General features: G+C 43.5%; 10 protein-coding genes. 1 reads left to right on the forward strand and 9 read right to left on the reverse strand.

The window, feature by feature from the left end; all coding sequences use genetic code 11:
• Positions 1-90: 90 nt before the first annotated feature.
• Complete coding sequence (locus CLHUN_RS05755) at positions 91-948, reverse strand: AraC family transcriptional regulator (protein ID WP_080063627.1); 858 nt, start codon at positions 946-948, stop codon at positions 91-93.
• Between the two features lie 722 nt (positions 949-1,670).
• On the opposite strand from CLHUN_RS05755, the gene CLHUN_RS05760 reads away from it, so the two are divergent.
• A complete protein-coding gene (locus CLHUN_RS05760; protein ID WP_242656447.1) occupies positions 1,671-3,203 on the forward strand; it encodes a hypothetical protein in 1,533 nt (510 codons plus the stop codon).
• 56 nt (positions 3,204-3,259) lie between these two features.
• Here CLHUN_RS05760 and CLHUN_RS05765 read toward each other — a convergent pair whose 3' ends face one another.
• The 8 genes from CLHUN_RS05765 to CLHUN_RS05800 form a co-directional block, all read right to left on the reverse strand.
• Positions 3,260-4,159 carry an SMP-30/gluconolactonase/LRE family protein gene (locus CLHUN_RS05765; protein WP_080063629.1) on the reverse strand — a complete coding sequence of 300 codons (900 nt, stop codon included), beginning with the start codon at positions 4,157-4,159 and terminating at the stop codon, positions 3,260-3,262.
• A 94-nt stretch (positions 4,160-4,253) separates the two neighbouring features.
• Entirely contained in the window at positions 4,254-5,732 is a 1,479-nt protein-coding gene (locus tag CLHUN_RS05770; protein ID WP_080063630.1) for a long-chain-fatty-acid--CoA ligase, read from the reverse strand.
• Positions 5,733-5,881: 149 nt separating this feature from the next.
• Complete coding sequence (locus tag CLHUN_RS05775; RefSeq protein ID WP_080063631.1) at positions 5,882-7,717, reverse strand: bifunctional diguanylate cyclase/phosphohydrolase; 1,836 nt, start codon at positions 7,715-7,717, stop codon at positions 5,882-5,884.
• A 332-nt stretch (positions 7,718-8,049) separates the two neighbouring features.
• The gene (locus CLHUN_RS05780) at positions 8,050-11,592 is read right to left on the reverse strand and encodes a carbohydrate-binding domain-containing protein (protein WP_080063632.1); all 3,543 of its coding nucleotides are present in this window, start codon (positions 11,590-11,592) and stop codon (positions 8,050-8,052) included.
• Between the two features lie 468 nt (positions 11,593-12,060).
• A complete protein-coding gene (locus CLHUN_RS05785; protein ID WP_080063633.1) occupies positions 12,061-13,548 on the reverse strand; it encodes a glutamate synthase subunit beta in 1,488 nt (495 codons plus the stop codon).
• A gap of 194 nt (positions 13,549-13,742) precedes the next feature.
• Entirely contained in the window at positions 13,743-18,302 is a 4,560-nt protein-coding gene (gltB, locus tag CLHUN_RS05790) for a glutamate synthase large subunit (RefSeq protein ID WP_080063634.1), read from the reverse strand.
• Positions 18,303-18,568: 266 nt separating this feature from the next.
• Positions 18,569-19,396: an MBL fold metallo-hydrolase gene (locus CLHUN_RS05795; protein WP_080063635.1), complete on the reverse strand. Its 828-nt coding sequence runs from the start codon at positions 19,394-19,396 to the stop codon at positions 18,569-18,571.
• Positions 19,397-19,508: 112 nt separating this feature from the next.
• A complete protein-coding gene (locus CLHUN_RS05800; RefSeq protein ID WP_080063636.1) occupies positions 19,509-20,651 on the reverse strand; it encodes an anti sigma factor C-terminal domain-containing protein in 1,143 nt (380 codons plus the stop codon).
• Position 20,652 lies beyond the last annotated feature (1 nt).

Below are 20,652 nucleotides of genomic sequence, written 5' to 3' on the forward strand. Positions count from 1 at the left end.
CTTTGTGCCTCTTTATGTTTCTTTGTACTTTTTTGCGCCTCTTTATGCCAGAGGCTTCATATTTCAGCCTGCTTCAACAGAAGCCCCTGGCTACTTTTTGACTATAGGTATCCAAACCTCGCATTTATAGTCATCGTTTGAGGCATCTCCTTCGGGATACAATTCCAGTTGAGGCGCATTTGCCTGTTCATAGCCGGTGGAAGGGAACCATTCGCTGTATATCCTCTCCCAAACCTTTTGAATTGTACCGGGCATAGGGCCTACGGATTCGAATACCGCCCAGGTGGCAGCGGGAATAGTAAATTCTTGTGCCCCCTCGGGGAGTTCAATATCTTTTGTTTTTTCTCTTGCTATTAAGTAAGTGAAGCATTCATTTTCGTAATCATTCATACATATACCGAACAATTCTCCACCTTCCACACTTAACAGTCTCGCCCTAAACCCGTCTGCATCACATTCTCTCCAGAATTGAGGAATTTGAAGCAAGTTTTCTCCATTTTTCGTTGAAACCTTTTTGCTCTTTCCAAACACCTTTAAGCTGCTTTTTTCAATAAGCTTATAATTCATGTCCTTGTCTCCTTTCAGACTTATATGGAAGGAAATCCTGGGATAAGCTCTGAGCTCTATGCCTGCTTCGCGCGCAGCAGACGGACTTATGCCCTGCAGCTTCCGGAATGCCTTGGAGAACGCCTCCGGCGATTCATAGCCATACTTAAGAGCCAGATCCAGTACCCTTATGTCGCTTGCTGCCAGTTCCTGGGCCGCCAGCGTAAGCCTTCTCCTCCTCACATACTCGGCAACAGTAACACCCGTGAGCATGTGAAACATCCTCTGAAAGTGGAAGGTAGACGAATACGCCACCCTTGCAGCCTCTTCAATATCAAGCTCTCCCTGCATGCTATTTTCGAGATAGTCAAGGGCATTCTTCATTCTTTCAAACCATTCCATTTTATCTCCCATCTACACGCTATGCGTGTATACAAATAGTAATGAAAGACACGTAGTGGCTTTCGCTGCGTGAAAAACACTCTGACTTACCACATGTTTCTTTCACTCTATCCTCTCCATATCTGTTCTCCGTGTTTTAGCCTACAACATAATACTAGCATTTGAAAATTCTCCTGTCCTGTCATTATGTGCTGTGATGTGACAGGTCATTTACACTGCTGCCGCCTTTTAAAATATTACATTCATAATTATAACTTTTTTTATTTTCATATGTTTATATATTTTATAATGGGGTATATAATAAACACAATCATTAATGGTTGATGCAAGTTAAAAATATTACCGGAAGGAGATGGGTCCACCAGAAATTTAAAATTGGTGTTAAGGCCAAAGGTAGTGGAAAGAATGAGGTTATTATTTACAAAGTATGTTTGAAAAATGTTTCGCGAACTCAGTATAGCGGTCGGATGAGCAATTTGAAAATCCGGCCGTTATTCTGTTGTCGGGGCGCTTTTACCCGCCCTCTTTTTACTCGTCTTTTTTTATTCTCCTTTTTATTCTCCTTTTTATTCTTCTTTTCATTCAAAGGTTAATTAAGCATTTTTACCCGTATTTTAAAACTTGTGTAACTAATTGACACGAATTTTTAAAGCTTTCAGGCGGATATTATGTAAAGAGAAATATGCTGGTTTTACATGTTTGTTTATGTTGGAGGGATTAATTTGAGCGGCATTCAATCAAGGTTTAAAACTCTGGCTTTCGGTTTTCTTGCAATGTTTTTCTCCTTTATGTGGATTCCGGCCTTGCTGCTTCAGAGCAGGTCCGCACCATTTCCGGAATTTTCTCCCCAGAAGCCGTTAAAGCTATTATGCCTGGTTATTGTGGCTGTGTTGTATTTTCTGATTTTAAACAAGCTTTCCCTTGTGTTGTCAAAGATTTCACACAGAAAATTGCTGTTTTGGACACTTGCCTTATATGCGTTATTTCAGACGGCCTTCATTTTTATTTTTCCGGTCAACGCTTATGAAGACGCAGTTATTGTCAGAAAGCTTGCCCTGCAGTTTATTGAAGGGAACTATACTTCCCTTGGCACCGGGAAATACCTGGGATATTTCCCCAACAACATAGGTATAACGGTATTTTTTGCTTTATTATATAATTTTTTCCCCAACAGCTATTTTACTCTCAGAATCACAAACATGATTTTCAATACCATATCTGCCCGGCTTATATATGACATATATCTGGAGCTTTACCCGGAGAAGCGGCACAAGGCCTATGGCGTTTTATTACTGGCTGTGAGCTTCGCTCCTCCGGTGCTTCTGATTAATTTCACTTATGGAGATATATTGTGCAATACCTTTTGTCTTGCCGCAGTCTTAAACGCTATCCGTTTTGTAAGGCACAAAGCCGGACATTACGGCTGTTATACCGCTCTATGCCTTATGGCTGCAAATTTCCTCAGAAATGTAGCCCTGCTTTTTTTGGCAGCTATTGTTTTATACTGGCTGTTGAATATGAGAAGCAAATGTGGGTACAGCTTAAAAAGTCCAGGCTGTGCCGCCCTTGCAATAATGCTGTTCAACCTCCCTCTAAAGCTCCTCAGCCTTATCGGCTTAAAAACGGGCATACTGACCGAGCCGGTGGGCCTGCACTCAAATCCTGTCTGGAGGTGGGTAAATATGGGCTTCCCTGGTAAAAAACTGGGCTACTGGGACGGCGGCAGGAATACAGCCATTTTTGTTAACCGCTTCAAATGCGACAAGCATGCTGCAGGAAGGTTTTTTATCAATGAAATCCTTGAAAAATACAAAGCTGACGGTTTTGTAAGCGTACTGAAGGCTTATGCCAGGAAGACCTTCTGGCTGTGGACCGAGGGAACATACAGCGTAAACTACTACGGGCTTTCACAGGCTCTGAGGGCTGACCGTTTTATGCTTTACAGCACACCTTTCTTACGGTATATAGAACCCTGGGATACCACCGCAAGGCTTTGGCTGGCCTGGTCGCTTCATTCCCTTAACTGGCTGCAATTGGTTTTCTCCAGCCTTTACCTTTTCTCTGCCGCCATAAGAAAAGACTTCAGAATGGAGCTCCTGATTTATATATTATATATGTATATGGGTTTTTATCTGCTATGGGAGATAAAATCACGCTATCTGTTCGGAATTTATCCTGTATTGCTGATAATGAGCTACAGCTTCTCCGAAAAAATTTATAATTTCATTTTTAAAAGAAAAAGCAGGAAAGCTTGATATTTGTCTTCCAAAACAAATATGCCTCCTGCTTGATTTTATATTTCAGCCTGCCGTCAAAAATCCGCAAGCCATTCTTCTCTTCCGGCAACTCCCGGCTTCAGCCTGTATACCTGTCCTCCCGCAAAGCTGCCGCTGCTATCGTAACCTGTAAGAATATTCTCAGCATTTTCTGCGGCTGAAGTAACATAGAGCTCCTCAAGGCCATTTCCGCCGAACATGACACTTGAAGGCTGCCTGGCAGGCAAGGCTGTTTCCGCAACAAGTCTGCCTGAAGCATCCATTCTCCTGACACAGCCTCCGCCCCAGAAGGCAGCCCAGACATGGTCCTCCGAATCAAGAGTTATCCCGTCGGGAGAACCCATTCCGGCGTTTCCCTGGAAGTATACATATGGATTGCATATGTCTCCTGTCTCACTATCATAATCATACCTGGTAATCCTGTACCTGTTGCTGTCAGTATGAAAAAAGTACCTCTGGTCCATGGAAAAAGTCATTCCGTTTGAGCATTGCAAGTCCTTCAAGACAATCCGGGGCTCTTTCCCCTTTTCCAGACGGTACAGGGTTCCATGCTCAAAATCCGGCCTTAAAAGAGTACCCGCAAAAATCCTGCCTTTGGGGTCAACAGTAATGTCATTGAACATTTCATTTCCTCTCAGGTCTATCTCAAACAGGAGTTGGGGCTCCTGCTCCGGCTCACCTTCCCCGTCCAGCTTTTGAAGAAACACACCCTTGTGGGTGCACAAGACCATGTTTCCAGTACGTGTGAAGGCAAAGCCTCCCACCTGCAGCTCACCGCTCCAGAAAACAGCCTCCGCTCTTAAAGCAGGGTCATAAACCCAGATTTTCCTGTTGTAAATGTCGGTCCAGTACAGCTTCTGCCTCTGAACATTCCAGACCGGACCTTCGCCCAGATGACATATACCCTCATGCACAATCTCTACATTGCTAAACATTATATGCTTTTCACCTTGTATTATCTTATTTTTGTATGGCTGTCTATCAGTAATGAATCCAGCCGGTTATTTTAAGTTTATCATATATCCTGCCTTACTGCTCTTTCAACCAGCGTTTCATAATCTTGCCGGTGCTGTTCTTTGGCAGGCTGGCTATGAATTCTATTTCCCTGGGAAGCTTATACACCGCAAGCCTTTCCTTCATGTAGCGGAGAAGCTCTTTGGAGGAACAGGTTTCACCCTCCTTCAGCACTACGAAAGCTTTGACATATTCGCCTCTCAGTTTGTCGTCCAGGCCGATAACCGCAGCTTCCTTCACCTTGGAATACTGGTATATGACTTCTTCAACCTCTCTTGGATATACATTCAGGCCGCCTACAATGACCATGTCCTTTTTTCTGTCCACAATATAAATATATCCCTCTTCATCCTTTTTAGCCATATCCCCGGTGAGAAGCCAGCCATCCGCCAATGCCCTGCGGGTTTCTTCCTCCTGCCTGAAGTAGCCCTGCATTACATTATCTCCCCATACAGCCAGCTCACCTACCTGGTTTACGGGAAGCTCCACATTGTTTTCATCTACTATTCTGCACTGCTGATGTGGCAGGGGCAGACCGATTGAACCTTCCTTCTGGACGCCGTCCAACGGGTTGAAACATACGGCAGGGGATGCTTCTGTCAGTCCATAGCCTTCAACGATGGGTAATTTCAATATATCCTTGGCCTGCCTGAAAATCTCCACAGGCAGAGCAGCTCCGCCGGATACTGCCAATCTAAGGTCGGGAAAGCCTGAGCTGTTTTTCCCTGCCTCCAGCAATACCACATACATGGCAGGCACGCCCATAAATACCGTAATCTTGTCTCTGAGCAGCGACTCTACCACTTCCTTTGGCTGGAAGCTTTCCAATATTGTTATTGCAGCTCCTGCCCAGAGCGGCATCAGAACACACGCTGTAAAGGCAAATACATGAAACATTGGAAGCACGCACATGTAGTTGTCTTCCGGTACGCCCTTGAGTCCAAGTCTGCACTGTTCTGCATTAAATACCAGGTTTCTATGTGTAAGCATGGCAGCCTTCTGTTTCCCGGTGGTTCCTGAAGTATACAGAAATGTGGATATTTCATTCTGATCTGCAAAATCCTCAAACTCCACACTTTCCAGCTCACATATGCTGTTTTTCAGCTCCTCGTCCAGCACTATAACTTCTATATCCAAGGCATTCTGAATTGTCTCTTTGGTGATTTTTGCCTTTTGCAGGATAATTGGGTGGATAATCATATATTTTGCTTCTGAGTCCTTAATCAGGTAGGCTATTTCCTCCATAGTCAAAAGCAGGTTGATTGGAACGATTATTGCGCCATTTCTTACAACACCGAAATAGGAATAAATAAACTCAGGTGAATTGGTGCAGCTTAATATAACCCTTTCCCCAGCCTTTATTCCTAATTTTTTCAGGAAATTGGCATAGCCGGTGACATTCTCATCAAGCTGCCTGTAGGTTACGGTGCTGTCCTTGAATTTAATTGCCGTGGCTTCAGGTCTGAAGACGTTTTTATATATGGTACCTACCATATAAACCCTCCTTGTAAAATTTAATGTGTAATCTTAATTGTTATCAGATTTTAGTAGTTGGTCATAATTTATTATATAGTATTTATGTAAATTGTGATATAGCTAAATTAAATTTTTGCCCGGCCATTTTCTCAGAATATTCCCCATGTTCAAATATATTTATGCATCTGCTTAAGAAGGTCAAAAATACCTTTATCAAACTTATACCTTTCCTTTTCCATTATCTCAATGGCTTCATTTCTGGTGTAGGCTTTCCTGTAGCATCTGTTTTCAGTCAGCGCATCAAATATATCTGCAACCATGATGATTTGAGAATAAACAGGAATGTCCTTTTTTCCGAAATAGCCCGAACCATCTATGCACTCATGGTGATATAGGATATAATCCGCCACTTCCTTCAGGTTTTCACGGCTTTGGGCATACTGATAGCTGTAGAATGCATGCATCTTTACCTGCCCGAACTCCTCTTGAGTCAATTTACCCGGTTTATTCAATATTCCGGGATCAATATACAGTTTCCCCACATCGTGATTGGCCGCAGCAAGCCTCACCCTGCAGCATTCCTCTTCGGACAAGCCATATGCCTCGGCCAGGGACGTACTTATCGCTGCAACCCTCTCACTATGCAGCATTATCTCCCGGTAGGCGTCGGAATGTGAGAACATATCAAAAGAAAGAAAATCAAATTCCGCAAGCATAAGGGCTTTTTGAATCTTATCCGTCATCAGCGCCAGAGGTATTTCATTGTCTGAAAGAATAACGAACGCCAGCGATACCGAATCATAAATATTATCATACTCTCTGAAGCACGAGGCTATACACCTTTTCAGCCTGCCATACTCATCCGTTGACAAAAGCCTTGCGCTGTTGAAATTGATTCTGTATATACCTCCGGCAGTATTGAACCTGTTGTATTTTGAAAGATATTTTGTAATATCGAAGGACACATTATCAAATAATTGGGAGTCCTTCTCCGACAGCACCACTCTGTTCTTCCCGATTTTTTTAGCGGTATACAGTGCGCTGTCGGCAGTGTGTATAAGCTCCATGTAATCAATCACCTTACAGGATTGGCCCAGAACCGAGACCCCCACGCTCACGCTCAGGCCGCTTTCCTGAAATTTCAGAGAATTAAAGCCGCTTCTGATATTCTCGGCAACACTTAACATATCACCAGTTTCCATCCCCCTTGTCAAGAGCAGGAACTCTTCTCCTCCATAGCGGATGGCTAAAACAGGCAGGTTCACGGTGGCATCCCTTATGACCTGCACCAGCATATTTATGACATTGTCACCATTGAGATGTCCATATTTATCGTTTATGGCCTTGAAGTTATCTATGTCGAGGATAATTGCACCATTTATATCAGACATTTTGTTTTTCCAGTCATCCAGAAGCTGAGACAGAAACAGCCTGTTATACAAGCCTGTCAGCCCGTCTCTTTCAGCCGAATCCCTTACCTTTGAAAAAAGGTCCGCATTTTCAAAGTATATGCAAATCTGACTTTTTATTAATTGCAGCAGCGCCTTTTTATCTTCATTTATCATATCGGGGATTTTGTGGTGGATTACGAGATAACCATAAATATGCCCGCGCTTTGACAGATTTATAATTCCAAGGCATCCTGAGCCGTACCCGAACAGTTTTTCACTGGAAGCCGTTATGTCAGGAAGGTAAAGTTCGCTGCTGGTCAAATACACAGGGTTCAAATCCAATACGGCTATTTCGGCAGGTGTGTAAATCTTGCAATCCAAGCCCAGCACCCCCGCTATTACATCCTTCAAATAACTGATTATATCCGAGAAACTTAAAATATTCCCCATATACTCATTGATATCAATCAGTACAGATACAGCCGCCAGTCTGTTTTCAAGGCTTTGAACCTTGGAGGTGAGATTTGCATATTCTGAGTTCATTTTCATAAGAAGCTCTATTATTTGCTCAATCGAAGAACCGATGTTGACTTTATCCTCATTTGTATACATATTTAAGCGCCTTCCCCTTTAAAATTAATAAAAATCTGAAAATCATACTACTGACCCTTCTTGAGTTTTAATATGTGGAGGAAAATCTGGCACAGCATTGCATTTACTATTACTAAATTATAGCATAATTAATTCCATTTTTACATGACCTCTCGGTTCTTGTCGCAAATTGTTGTTTTTTAAGTTAAAAGTACTTATTGTTCCCGGACAATAAGAAACAACAGACAAGGGAACAGAGGCCTGTTCCCTTGTCTGTTGTTTTAAACCGATTTCAAAGCCCTCAATACAACATGGACTTTCAGGTTATGTGTTTCAGTACTTGCTATTATTTATTAAAAAGCAAATTTGTAAAGCTTATAAAGGATTTGTGCTGCTTCCGACCTGCCAAAAGCCGCTTTTGGATTTAATTTCCCCTTACCTTCATTGCTGATTAAACCGGCTTTTACCGCAGTTGCAACACTTCCGGCAGCATACGCCGCTACCTGGGATGCATCTTCAAATTTTCTGATGTCTTCGTCTGTACCCAACGCCATATCTTTATTTACCAGCATCAAAGCCTTTACGGTAATTGTCATCAAGTCCTGTCTGGTAATAGACTTTTCAGGATTAAATTTGTTGTTGCCTATGCCGCTCACAAGTCCCAGAGCCTTGGCCATACCCAATGCCTCATAGTAATCGGCATTCTCATTAACGTCAAGGAAGTTGGCCTCGTATTTTGCGGTCAAGCCCAAAGTATTAATGAGCCACCTTACATACTCCCCTCTTGATATGCTCTTTTCAGGACTGAAAAGCTCATCCGAGGTACCTTGTATTATTCCCTTGGATGCAAGGACCTGTACAGCTTCAACTATGTCAGGATACTTTTCTATATCAGTAAATGTCTTTTTAGAATATGCAACCGCATATTGACTAAAATGAGTAGTTGTAAATACTACAGATTTTGTCCCTGCATCGTATTTTGCGCTGGGAACAGCTTTGACTTCCCCGTTTTGATCTATATACCAGATTACTATATAATCCGGACTAGCCAATTCATCCTCCGTAGGAGTGTACGGAACAGAAACTGAAACCGGTGCAGCCGGGTTATTCCATGAAATAACTGTTCCATTGGCCTTCAGATTGATATCAACAACAGGTTTGTTGCCTATCAGATCCTGAAGTGACTTGCTGAGCTTTGATTTATCTGCATTGGAAATGCTTAAATCCACATTGGCGGCATTGTTCAGTTCTACATTCGCCAGTGCATCCCCGGGGATAGTTACGGTTCCTAATTTTGTTTTAATATCAATCCTGCCGATGGCTGTACCTGATGTAAGTGCTGCTGCAGGAAGCTGCTGTACATATGAGGTCGCTCCTGTCACCTCAGGAATCTCCAGGGTAACCTTCTTATTTCCCGCCTCGTCCTTAACTGCAGCAGTAAGCGCCCTGTTCAGGATATCACTGGTAGCAACGGCTTTCGCTGTCCCGTTTTCAGCAGTTATTTTTTGTTGCACGGTTACACTCCCGTCCTTATTCACTACCTGTGCAGGATCACCTGAAGTACTGCTGCCGGAATTTCCGCTGCTACCATTATCTCCGGCACCCTGGTCTTCACTGCTGGTTTCCTTTTCAAACCGCACATTATCCATATACATGGTTCCGGCAAAATCACTTTCCACATCGGCTGCAACAATGGTTATATCCCGTAGAAGTGTATTTGCTGCAATCACTTTTCCATCATTGATCTTATCCATATCAAATTTTACCTGGAAATGATATAATCCATCGGCTGTTTTTTGCAACCCTCCAAGTGATGTTAGCGGAATTTCGTAATTATTAGCTGCCTGTGCCCAATAGCCAAGGCTTGGAGGTGCAAAGGCCAGATTTATCGCAATGGTTCCCGTGCTTGCACGTACCGGCTTGAGATAAAAATCAAAAGCAAGGTACTTGTTATCGCCACGTGTTGCATTGATTCCTCCCAGCATGATACGCGGTGCAGATGCCCAACCGTCCACAGGTTTGACATCCGGATATGTAGCTTCCCAGGAAATAGCCTTTGAGCCGTTTGCCTGCTTAATAGTCAGTGCCGACTTAACACCGGAGCCCGCATCCCAATTCCAGCCCTGACGGGTGGAATCTTCAAAATCCGACGGCAGCTTTCGTGTACCTAAAGCATCATGAACAACCGGTGTTTCAACCACAGCCCGGTTACCGGACACCGAAATGTTATCCAGATAAATTGAACTTGAGTCTGTAACTGCTCCCACAAATAAAATAATATTTGTAAGTATACTGTCAGTACTGTCGGCAGCTATTGCTTCAAAGTTTGGAGAATCGGCTCTTGTTATTGTCAATACCGCTTTGTAGGTATTATCAGCCTGGAGTTCAAAAGCACCGGGAGTGACGGTAATAGCACGTGTAGGATTTGCCCAGCCGTGTTTTGAACTTTGTGGTATTGCAGCTATTGCCACAGAAGCTGGAGAAGTATTGACAATAACATCCATGGTCAGCTTATCTGCTCCAAAAATATCGGGGCGGGCACTGGTCCCATCCGCGGAAAGGCGCACATTCGCCCAATAGTTTCCTTCCGATAAGTCGGTGCTGGCACTGATGCCATCTATTTTTAAGGAATTATTTTCATTTGAAACGGTTACTGCGGTTACTGTGTTAGCAGGGCTGTCGCCATTGACGCCAAACCCCTGAGCGGTGCCGTCATTAAAATCCCAGATATTCGTTGTAAAGTCTGCTCTTACGGTACGGTCTACCGGTACATATGAGATTCCCTTTATACGTGCACGGGCGTACTCACCTGAAACACTGAGTTCTTTTATATCCCAGAGCTGGTCATTACCTGGGTCAAGGCTGGTACCGTTCGTTTTTCCCAGCTCAAAGGGAATAAACGCACCTGAGGTCTCATTCTTGTTTGTCAGCGACCAATTGCACCAGCTTATGTTGTTTTCATTTAAAAAATCAATCCATACGTCGGCTTTATCAAGAAACGGACCATTATTTCCGCTGGCCTCACTGGTTCCCCATTCGGAAGCAAAAACAGCCACGCCGTGATCAAGTGCATATCTGACATTGCTCATGACATTGGACCTGTCCGAACTGTCAGCGGCAGGCTGGTGTGTTCCGGTATAAAAATGCACCGCATAGATTGTATTATCATCGGAAATGGGGTCATCTGCCGCCAGATCAGGGCGCTGGCTCCAGTTTGGATTCCCGACTATTATAAGATTTTCATTTCCGGCTGTGCGCAGCATTTCAATTATAGGCTCCGCATAGGACTTTACCTTATCCCAGCCTTCTGCGTTATTTGTAACACCGGGACTGTTGGAACTGGGTTCGTTACATAATTCATAGATAATATGAGGATTATTAGGGTACTTTCCTGAAATATCCCTGAAGAAATCCATTGCCCCGGCATATACTTCAGCATTGGGATCTCCGGGCTGATGCACATGCCAGTCAACTATAACATACATATTATTTTTTATAGCCAGATCAATTCCATCAATAACCCTCTGCTTAATGGTAACAGGATCCGAAGCATATCCGCTTTCACCCACATACATGGCAAGGCGGATAACATTGCAGCCCCAATCGTTTGAGAGCGCTGCAAATGCATTGTCATTGACTATCTGCGGGAACCACTGGAGCCCATGGGTACTCATACCGCGAAGCTGTATGGGCTTCCCTGTTTCATCACAAAGCGTTTTGACACCACTTTTATCAAGTATCTGCAACGCTCCTCCCTCCGATGGCCTTTCGGCAGCAGTTACAAGCAGGTGAGAATAATCTGCTTCTGCTGCGGAGACTGTTGTGGGTAAGATTGACATCATCATGGCAACAACGATTATAATTGCCAGAACCTTGTTTTTAATGTTTCTGTACATTTAAAGATCCTCCTTTGAATTTCAATCAACGATATTATTTTTTATTGGGAGCACTGGCTCAAGCAAGAAAGAAAAACAAATATCATTCCCAAAACTGAATATCTATAAGTAAACACGTGTTTACTTCGAGCATGGTCCCCGGAAAAAATCAGCTTATAATCTATAAGCTTCGGATACGAATACTTCTTATCCGCTATAAATCATATAATCTGTAGTATTATTTGTCAATTATTGTTTTAATTTCCACAAATGTTTTTTCAGGTATTTATTTACATTTGTTTACATAATTATTTCGTCTGCAATTGCAAACCAATAAATAAATGTAATTAATATCTCCTCTTCATAAAATTTAGACCGACAGCAAATACTGTCGGTCTATCAGTGGTGTTTTATTTATTACTTTTTATTATTGCCTTAAGTTGGCAGGTCTTTATAAGTTTGCGTATACTTGCTTTTCTTCTGAGTGTCTTAGCTTCTTATGGTTGATTTGCCCATAAGGAACTTGTCCACTTCCCTTGCTGCCAGCTTTCCTTCCTGAATGGCCCATACCACCAGGCTCTGGCCTCTTCTCATGTCTCCTGCGGCAAATACCTTGTCAATATTGGTCTGGTGCTCTTCCAGCTCAGCCTTTATATTGCTTCTTGGGTCTCTTTCCAGTCCCAGTTCATTGGGCAAGGTATCTTCCGGTCCCAGGAAGCCCATTGCAAGAAGTATCAGATCAGCTTTCCAGACCTTTTCACTGCCGGGTACCGGCTGCGGTCCAAACCTTCCCTGAGCATCCTTGCTCCATACAACCTCAACGGTATGAACCTCTGTAACCTCACCCTTATCATTACCAACTATCTTTGTAGTATTAATGAGGTAGTTTCTCGGGTCCTTGCCTGCTATTGCTATAGCTTCCTGCTGTCCATAGTCCACCTTCAGCTTTTTGGGCCATTCGGGCCATGGATTTGACCTGGGTTCTCTCTCCTTTGGAGGCTCCGGCATTATCTCAAACTGGTATACGCTCTTGCAGCCATGCCTTAGGGATGTTGCCACACAGTCTGTTCCGGTATCTCCCCCGCCAATGATTATGACATTCTTGTCCTTCGCACTTATATAATTTCCGTCCTGATGCTTTGAATCCAACAGGCTCTTTGTGTTTGCCTTCAGGAAATCCACCGCATAGTAAATCCCCTTCAGGTCACTGCCCGGAACATTGAGCCCCCTGGCTTTTGTAGCACCTCCGCAAAGCACCACCGCATCGTTGCTGTCCACAAGTTCCTGAGCGCTGATGTCCTTGCCGATTTCGGTATTCAATACAAACTTGATTCCCGATTCCTTCAGAAGTTCTATCCTTCTTTCAACAATTCCCTTGTCTATCTTTACATTGGGAATACCATACATCAGAAGCCCGCCCGGTCTGTCACTTCTCTCATATACCGTTACGTCATGTCCCACATAGTTCAGGTAATACGCAGCAGACAAGCCTGAAGGCCCGGCACCCACCACAGCTACCTTTTTACCGGTTGGCTGGCTTTTTCTTGCTTCCACCCAGCCTTCGGCGAAGGCTCTTTCAATAATCTCATATTCGATTTCATGTATGGTCACAGACTCCATATTGTAGCCTTCTGTACATGATCCCTCACAGGGGGCAGGGCATACCCTTCCGGTAAATTCCGGAAAGGGGTTGGTTCTGATAAGCCTCTTATAAGCTTCCTTCCATTGTCCCTTGTATATCAAGTCATTCCACTCTGGAATCAGGTTGTGAACAGGACATCCGGCAGCCATTCCGTTCAAAAGCACTCCTCCGTGGCAGAAAGGAATTCCGCAGTTCATACACCTGGCGGCCTGAGTCTTTATCACCTCGGGGTCGCGTTCAATACGAATCTCATCCCAGTCTCCGATTCTTTCCTCTGGAGCTCTTTTTTCCGGGTCAATTCTTTCATATTCTAAAAATCCAGTAGCTTTTCCCATTATATCCTCCTATACTATTCCAACAAAACACGCAAAGCGAGCTTTGCCTATGCGAGGGTGTAACATGGCATGTAAGGCACGCATTTATTCCTCGCATTCACACCTTAATTTCTTTAATGTGCCTATTCCAGGCATTTCAGCATTACTATACCTGAAATGCCCGGGCCGGGTCCACATTATTATTCAGCCTTTCACTAATTTTTCAAGCTTTCTTCAAATGCCGCCATCAATGCCTCGTCTCCCACTAATCCCTTCTGGTGGGCACTTTCAATGTTCTCAAGCATTTTCTTGTAATCCTTTGGTATTACCTTGGTAAATCTCTGCGAATAGTTCTTCCAGTCAGCAAGAACTTTTTTACCTAAAGGACTGCCTGTATATTCAATGTGATTTTCAATCATTTCTTTAATATTGTTAAGCTCGGCTTCATTGGCTATGCTTTCAAGCAATACCATGGACTTGTTGCAGTAAGCCTCGTCAAAGTCCAGAACATATGCAATACCTCCAGACATACCGGCTGCAAAGTTTCTTCCGATTCTGCCAAGTATTACAACTCTTCCGCCTGTCATATACTCACAGCCATGGTCGCCTACACCTTCAACAACCGCCTTTATGCCACTATTTCTGACACAGAATCTCTCACCTGCTATACCATTGATATAGGCTTCACCTTCAGTTGCGCCATAGAAGGCAACATTGCCGATGAGTATATTATTTTCAGGTTCAAAGTCTGAAGACTTCGGAGGATAAACAATGATTTTCCCGCCGGAAAGACCTTTTCCGATGTAGTCATTGGAATCACCTTCCAATTCAAGCGTCATACCCTTCGGTATGAAAGCTCCGAAGCTCTGTCCTGCCGAACCTACAAAATTGAGCTTGATGGTATCTTCAGGAAGACCGTCCTCACCGTATCTCTTGGATATTTCACTTCCTACTACGGTACCTACGACCCTGTCAACATTCTCGATTTTGAGCTTTGCCCTGATTGACTTCTTTTCGTCCAGAGCAGGCTTGCACATTCTGAGAAGCTTTTTGATGCCCAGCGACTTATCCATCATGTGGTTCTGCTCCTGCATGTTGTATCTGCCCACATCTGCACCGGCATAAGGCTGGTAAAGTATTGCCGACAAATCAAGGTGCGCAGCCTTCCAATGCTTCACATTGTCCTTGGCTTTAAGTCTGTCTGTACGCCCAACCATCTCATTTATGCTTCTGAAGCCCAGCTTGGCCATTATTTCACGCATTTCCTGAGCTATAAACCTCATAAAATTTTCAACATATTCCGGCTTCCCTGTGAAGTTCTTTCTCAGTTGCTCATTCTGAGTAGCTATACCTACAGGACAGGTGTTCAGGTTACAAACCCTCATCATCACACAGCCAAGTACAATAAGAGGAGTTGTAGCAAAACCGAATTCTTCTGCGCCGAGTAATGCAGCAATAACTACATCCTTACCCGAAAGCAGCTTACCGTCAGTTTCCAGAACTACTCTGTCTCTCAGCTTGTTAAGCACCAGGGTCTGATGGGTTTCCGCAAGCCCCAGTTCCCACGGCAGACCGGCATTTTTTATGCTTGTCCACGGAGAAGCACCCGTGCCTCCGTCATACCCGCTGATAAGGATTACATCCGCCTTGCCCTTTGCAACACCTGCTGCTATTGTACCGACGCCTACCTCGGAAACGAGCTTTACATTGATCCTTGCTTTATTGTTGGCATTTTTCAGGTCATGGATAAGCTCAGCCAAATCCTCAATTGAATAAATATCGTGGTGAGGAGGCGGTGAAATCAGGTCCACGCCCGGAGTTGAATGCCTGACCTTGGCTATTTCAGGGTAAACCTTACGTCCCGGCAATTGTCCGCCTTCACCCGGCTTTGCACCCTGAGCCATCTTTATCTGTATTTCCACTGCATTTGCAAGATAATTGCTGGTAACACCGAAACGTCCTGAGGCAACCTGCTTGATGGCACTCTTCTTGGAGTCTCCGTTTGCCAGCACCTTAAATCTCTCCGGATTTTCTCCTCCTTCACCGGTGTTGCTCTTTCCACCCAGTCTGTTCATGGCTATTGCCAGACATTCATGGGCTTCTTTGCTTATAGAACCGTAAGACATGGCTCCGGTCTTGAACCTCCTGACGATGGAATCAACAGATTCCACATCTTCCACAGGAATGGTGTCCCCAATGTTATAGTTGAACTCAAGTATACTTCTGAGAGTAATAATTTCTTCGTCATTTATCTTTTTGGAATATTTCTTAAATAACTGGTAATCCCCTTCACGACACGCTTTTTGAAGCATGTATATGGTTTCGGGATTATACATGTGTACTTCTCCGTCATCCTTGGACTGGAAAGTTCCTCCCACTTCAAGAGTATCTCTGTACGGAGATTCCACATAGGCACTTTCGTGTCTCATCTGGTTTTCCATGGCTATTTCTTCAATGCCGATACCTTCAAGTCTGGAAGGAGTCAGTGTGAAATACTTGTCTATAAGGTCCTTTCTAAGACCTACGGCTTCAAATATCTGAGCGCCGTGATAGCTTCGTATGGTGGATATACCCATCTTTGTGAGAACCTTAAGAACACCTTTTACAGTACCCTTTATAAAGTTCTTCTTGGCCTCCTCATAGGACAGTGAGCCCAACAGGCCCTTTTCGGACAAATCTCTGATGGTTTCGTAGGAAAGGTATGGATTTATGGCAGTTACTCCGTAGCCGATAAGCGTACAGAAGTGGTGAACTTCTCTTGGTTCTCCCGACTCAAGCACAATACCCACACTTGTTCTTATTTCTCTTCTAATGAGGTGATGGTGGAGTCCTGACGAAGCCAGCAGTGCAGGAACTGCAGCATACTCCCTGTCCACTCCGCGGTCGGAGAGAATCAGTATGTTTGCACCTTCATTTATAGCTTTGTCAGCTTCCTTAAATATTCTTACCAATGCTTTTTCCATGGCCTTCGGTCCTTCTGCCACCTTATAAAGCGTCGATATGGTTGTAGCTCTGAAATGTTTATTATTTAAGTTTTTTAAAGTATTAAGCTGATCGTTTGTCAAAACAGGGTGGTCAAGAAAAATACTCGCTGTCTTTTCCTGGTCGGGATCAAGCAGATTACCTGCCGTTCCAAGCAAAATACTGCTTGAGGTGACAATTTCCTCTCTTATTCCGTCTATAGGAGGATTTGTTACCTGGGCAAACAACTGCTTGAAATACATATACAGCATTTGCGGTTTTTCAGACAGTACGGCCAAAGGAGTGTCCATACCCATGGCACCCACAGGATCGGCGCCTGAAACAGCCATAGGCAAAACATACTTGTTTACATCTTCATAAGTATACCCGAAAGCTTTCTGCTGCTGCAGAAGATCTTCTCCGACCTTTTCTTCCTTCGATTTTTCAACAGGCATGTCATTCAGGCTGAAAACATGTTTCTTGACCCAATCACCGTATGGATGCATCTTTGAGACGCTTTCCTTTATTTCTTCATCGGAAATGATTCTCTTGGCCTTTGTATCTATGAGAAGCATTCTTCCCGGTTCAAGTCTACCCTTGTATTTTACATTTTCAGGCTTTATGTCGACTACACCTACTTCAGACGCAAGTACAACCTTGTCGTCCTTTGTAACATAGTATCTTGAGGGACGAAGACCGTTTCTGTCAAGCATACCGCCGATTACGTCACCGTCTGTAAAAGCCATGGCGGCAGGACCGTCCCAGGGTTCCATTATGAAGTTCTGAAACTCATAGAAATCCTTTTTGGTTTTTGACATAAGGTCATTTTTTTCCCAGGGTTCGGGAATCATCATCAGAATGGCCTGGGGAAGTGGCTTTCCGGTAAGATACATAAATTCGAGGCTGTTATCAAACATGGATGAGTCGCTGCCTGTTTCATCAACAATGGGATATACCTTGTTGATGTCGTCAAAAAGCTTTGAGTCCATACATTTCTGACGTGCCTTCATCCAGTTGACATTACCTCTGATAGTGTTTATTTCACCGTTGTGTACAAGATATCTGTTAGGATGTGCTCTTTCCCAGCTCGGGAAGGTATTTGTACTGAATCTTGAGTGAACCATTGCCAGAGCTGAAACAAAATCCAGGTCGGACAGATCCAGATAAAAATTCCTCAATTGTTCGGCAGTAAGCATGCCTTTATAAACGATAGTTTTTGAAGACAGGCTTGCTATATAGAAAATACTTCCCTTGTCTTCGCACATGGGTCCGATTACTTTTTCGGATCTTTTCCTGATAGTGTAAAGCTTTCTTTCAAATTCCATCTCACTTGAAATACTTGGTGATTTTTCAATGAAAACCTGGATGAATCTCGGCATAACAGATTTCGCACTGACTCCTATTGTAGTCACATCAATAGGCACTTCTCTCCAGCCAAGTATCTTCTGGCCTTCCTCCTGAACGATCTTTTCAAAAGCTTCAATCTGCGTTTTTCTGAAATCCTCATATTTGTGAGCAAATATCATACCTACGCCGTAATTGCCTTTTTCAGGCAGTTGGAAGCCTAATACTTCACATTCTCTTTTGAAAAAGTCATGGGGAATCTGTACCAGTATCCCGGCTCCGTCACCTGTATTTTCGTCTGCTCCGCTGGCTCCTCTGTGATTCAAGTTTTCCAGTACGGTTAACGCGTCAGCAACGATATCATGGGATTTTTCTCCTTTTATGTTTACGACAAACCCCATTCCACATGCATCATGTTCTAATGCCGGGTCGTAAAGCCCCTGCTTGTTTGGTAAACCATATTTTTGCATATTTCACACCCTTAATTCTATTTATATATTTTTTATACATCAATTCTAACATAAAACATGCAAATTTTAAAAGTATTTATTTGGAATTTTTCATGGTTTTTTGATTTTAAACCCAAACTTTTATATTTTTTTTGTGCTGAAACCCAAATAAACAAGCCTATTTCCCGAGTAAATCCATTTTGTAGAAAAATTTAAATTTTGCAAATTAATTTTTGTGAATATTTATTAATTTGCAATTTTTGAAATTAAAACCTTCAAATTTAACTTTAATATGAAAATATTTCACCCACTCCAACCTCCTTCAAATTTACCACCCCTGCCAGGGAAATTTTAGAGGCCAGATCGGTACAGTGGCAGGTATGAACTTCCTTTGGAGCCAGCTTTTTCATATAGGCCAGGGTTTTCTCCAACCGTACTTCAGAAGGCTTTAAAAGATGAAATCCCCCTATAATGTCCACTACCCTGTCATCTCCGCAAACCTTTTTTGCATATTCCACTATATTGCATATTCCGGAGTGGGAACAACCAGTTATTACCACGATGCCCTCCCGGGTTTTATACGCCAGAGCGGTATCGTCCATGATATAATCAGGTACCTCCACTCCATTGTCGAGGGTGATACCTATGGGTTCAGTATTTTCAAAATCGTTTGTCCTTTCTATCTCCCCCAGAAAAACCAGCTTTTCGGTAATCCATACGGTTTTTTTGGTTAAATTCAGGTTAAAGGCGCTTTCCACCATCTGCCGGGAATAAATAAAGCCTATCTGCTCTCCCTTATCAATCTTGGTAACCAGTGAACCGGGATGGGCAAGCAAGGTGGGCCTTAAAGAGTCTGCCCCGCTGTAATAATCCAATATTCCAAAAAGGTTGACCATTCCCCAGGTGTGATCCAGGTGCCCGTGGGAAAGTACCAGATAGTCGGTTTTCTTCAAATCTATCCCCATCTTGGAGGCATTTCTTAAAAAAATGTCCGAATAGCCCACATCAAAAAGAAGCCTTTTACCTTCCTCTTCTATATAATAGGACAGACCGGGTTCTCCAAAATAATTCTTGTCAATGGTTGTGTTATTGTCCACCAAAACAGTTAATTTCATACTGACCTCTCCGGCTTGGTCACTCCTGATGCCAAACCCCGTTTTTTATAAAATTATATCACTTTTTTCATAAGTCACCCATTACCAGAGACAGCATTCAGGGGGTATGCTGCTACCAGACTGTTATCTCATCCACCCTGCAGGAATATATTTCAGGGTTCTCCTTTAATTTCAGAAGTTCCTTTGCATCTCCCGAAATAACAGCCCCAATGTACAGTACTCCGTTATTTTTCACATATTCAAGCATTTTTCCGGTGTCGCCCAGGGCCTGCCGTCCGCCATTGGTGTAGTACTCGGATATATATGAAGCAAGGTGCTCATTCTCCTTTATCTTTTCAAGACCATACAGCATAACCTCTTTGTGTGTTTCATCATCGTAGGAATCAAAGCTGTTAATAAAATCGGTATCATCCATTTTGGAGCTGTTGCCGTTATTAATAATATAATAATAAGACGGATTGTAATTTGCCAGTGCCAGGGTTGAGCCGGTGTCTGCCAGCATATCCACGGTAAATCCCCCGGAAGGCAGGAAGTATTGAGCACCCAGAGCAGCCTTTGCCTCTCCGGGTGTCAATTTATGCCTGTAGGTAACAAATATCTGCGCATTGGTGCCGGACGGCGCCTTCTCCAGCAGACTCCATTCCGTTGGATTAAAATAAGTGTCCTTGTTTACAGCATAAAACAAGTCCCTGTTATAGTAGCTGAGCTTTTCCTCCAAAGAAACCCTGGGCTTTTTAAGCCTTCCGAAGGAGTAGCTTACCGAAAGCTCCAGCCTGCCTGCTTCTCTGCTGATACCTTTTGTCAGCTCGCAGGAAAAATCCTGCTTGTAAAATTGGGTACTGTTTCTACCGCCGATCACTGCCTTATCAGGAAAAGCCATATGAATGAAATCACTTGCAAAATGCTGCTCCTGAGCAAACCTGTCTTCATCTATTCTAAAGACGCTGCCCAGAACAGACATAAGCGAAAGATAAAGCAAGGGAACGATTACAATACAGGCCAGCAAGGTAATAACCGTGACCCTGGCAATTCTTGCAACCATTCTTCTGTTTATCCTTTTGCCCGTCAGCTTTTCAGAAGGTACTCCGCTGTCCAGCCCGGCCTTCAGTTCAGCTTCAAAAAGCTTCTCCTCCTGTCGGAGATACTCACTCATTGCAGTAAACCTGTCCAGTTCGCATTCTACCTTCTCTGCTTCCTCATTACTGAGTTCTCCCTTTTTGTATAAATCCAGCTTTTCTTTGAAATCCTCGGTCATT

The organism is Ruminiclostridium hungatei (genome assembly GCF_002051585.1).
GTDB lineage: Bacteria > Bacillota > Clostridia > Acetivibrionales > DSM-1351 > Ruminiclostridium > Ruminiclostridium hungatei.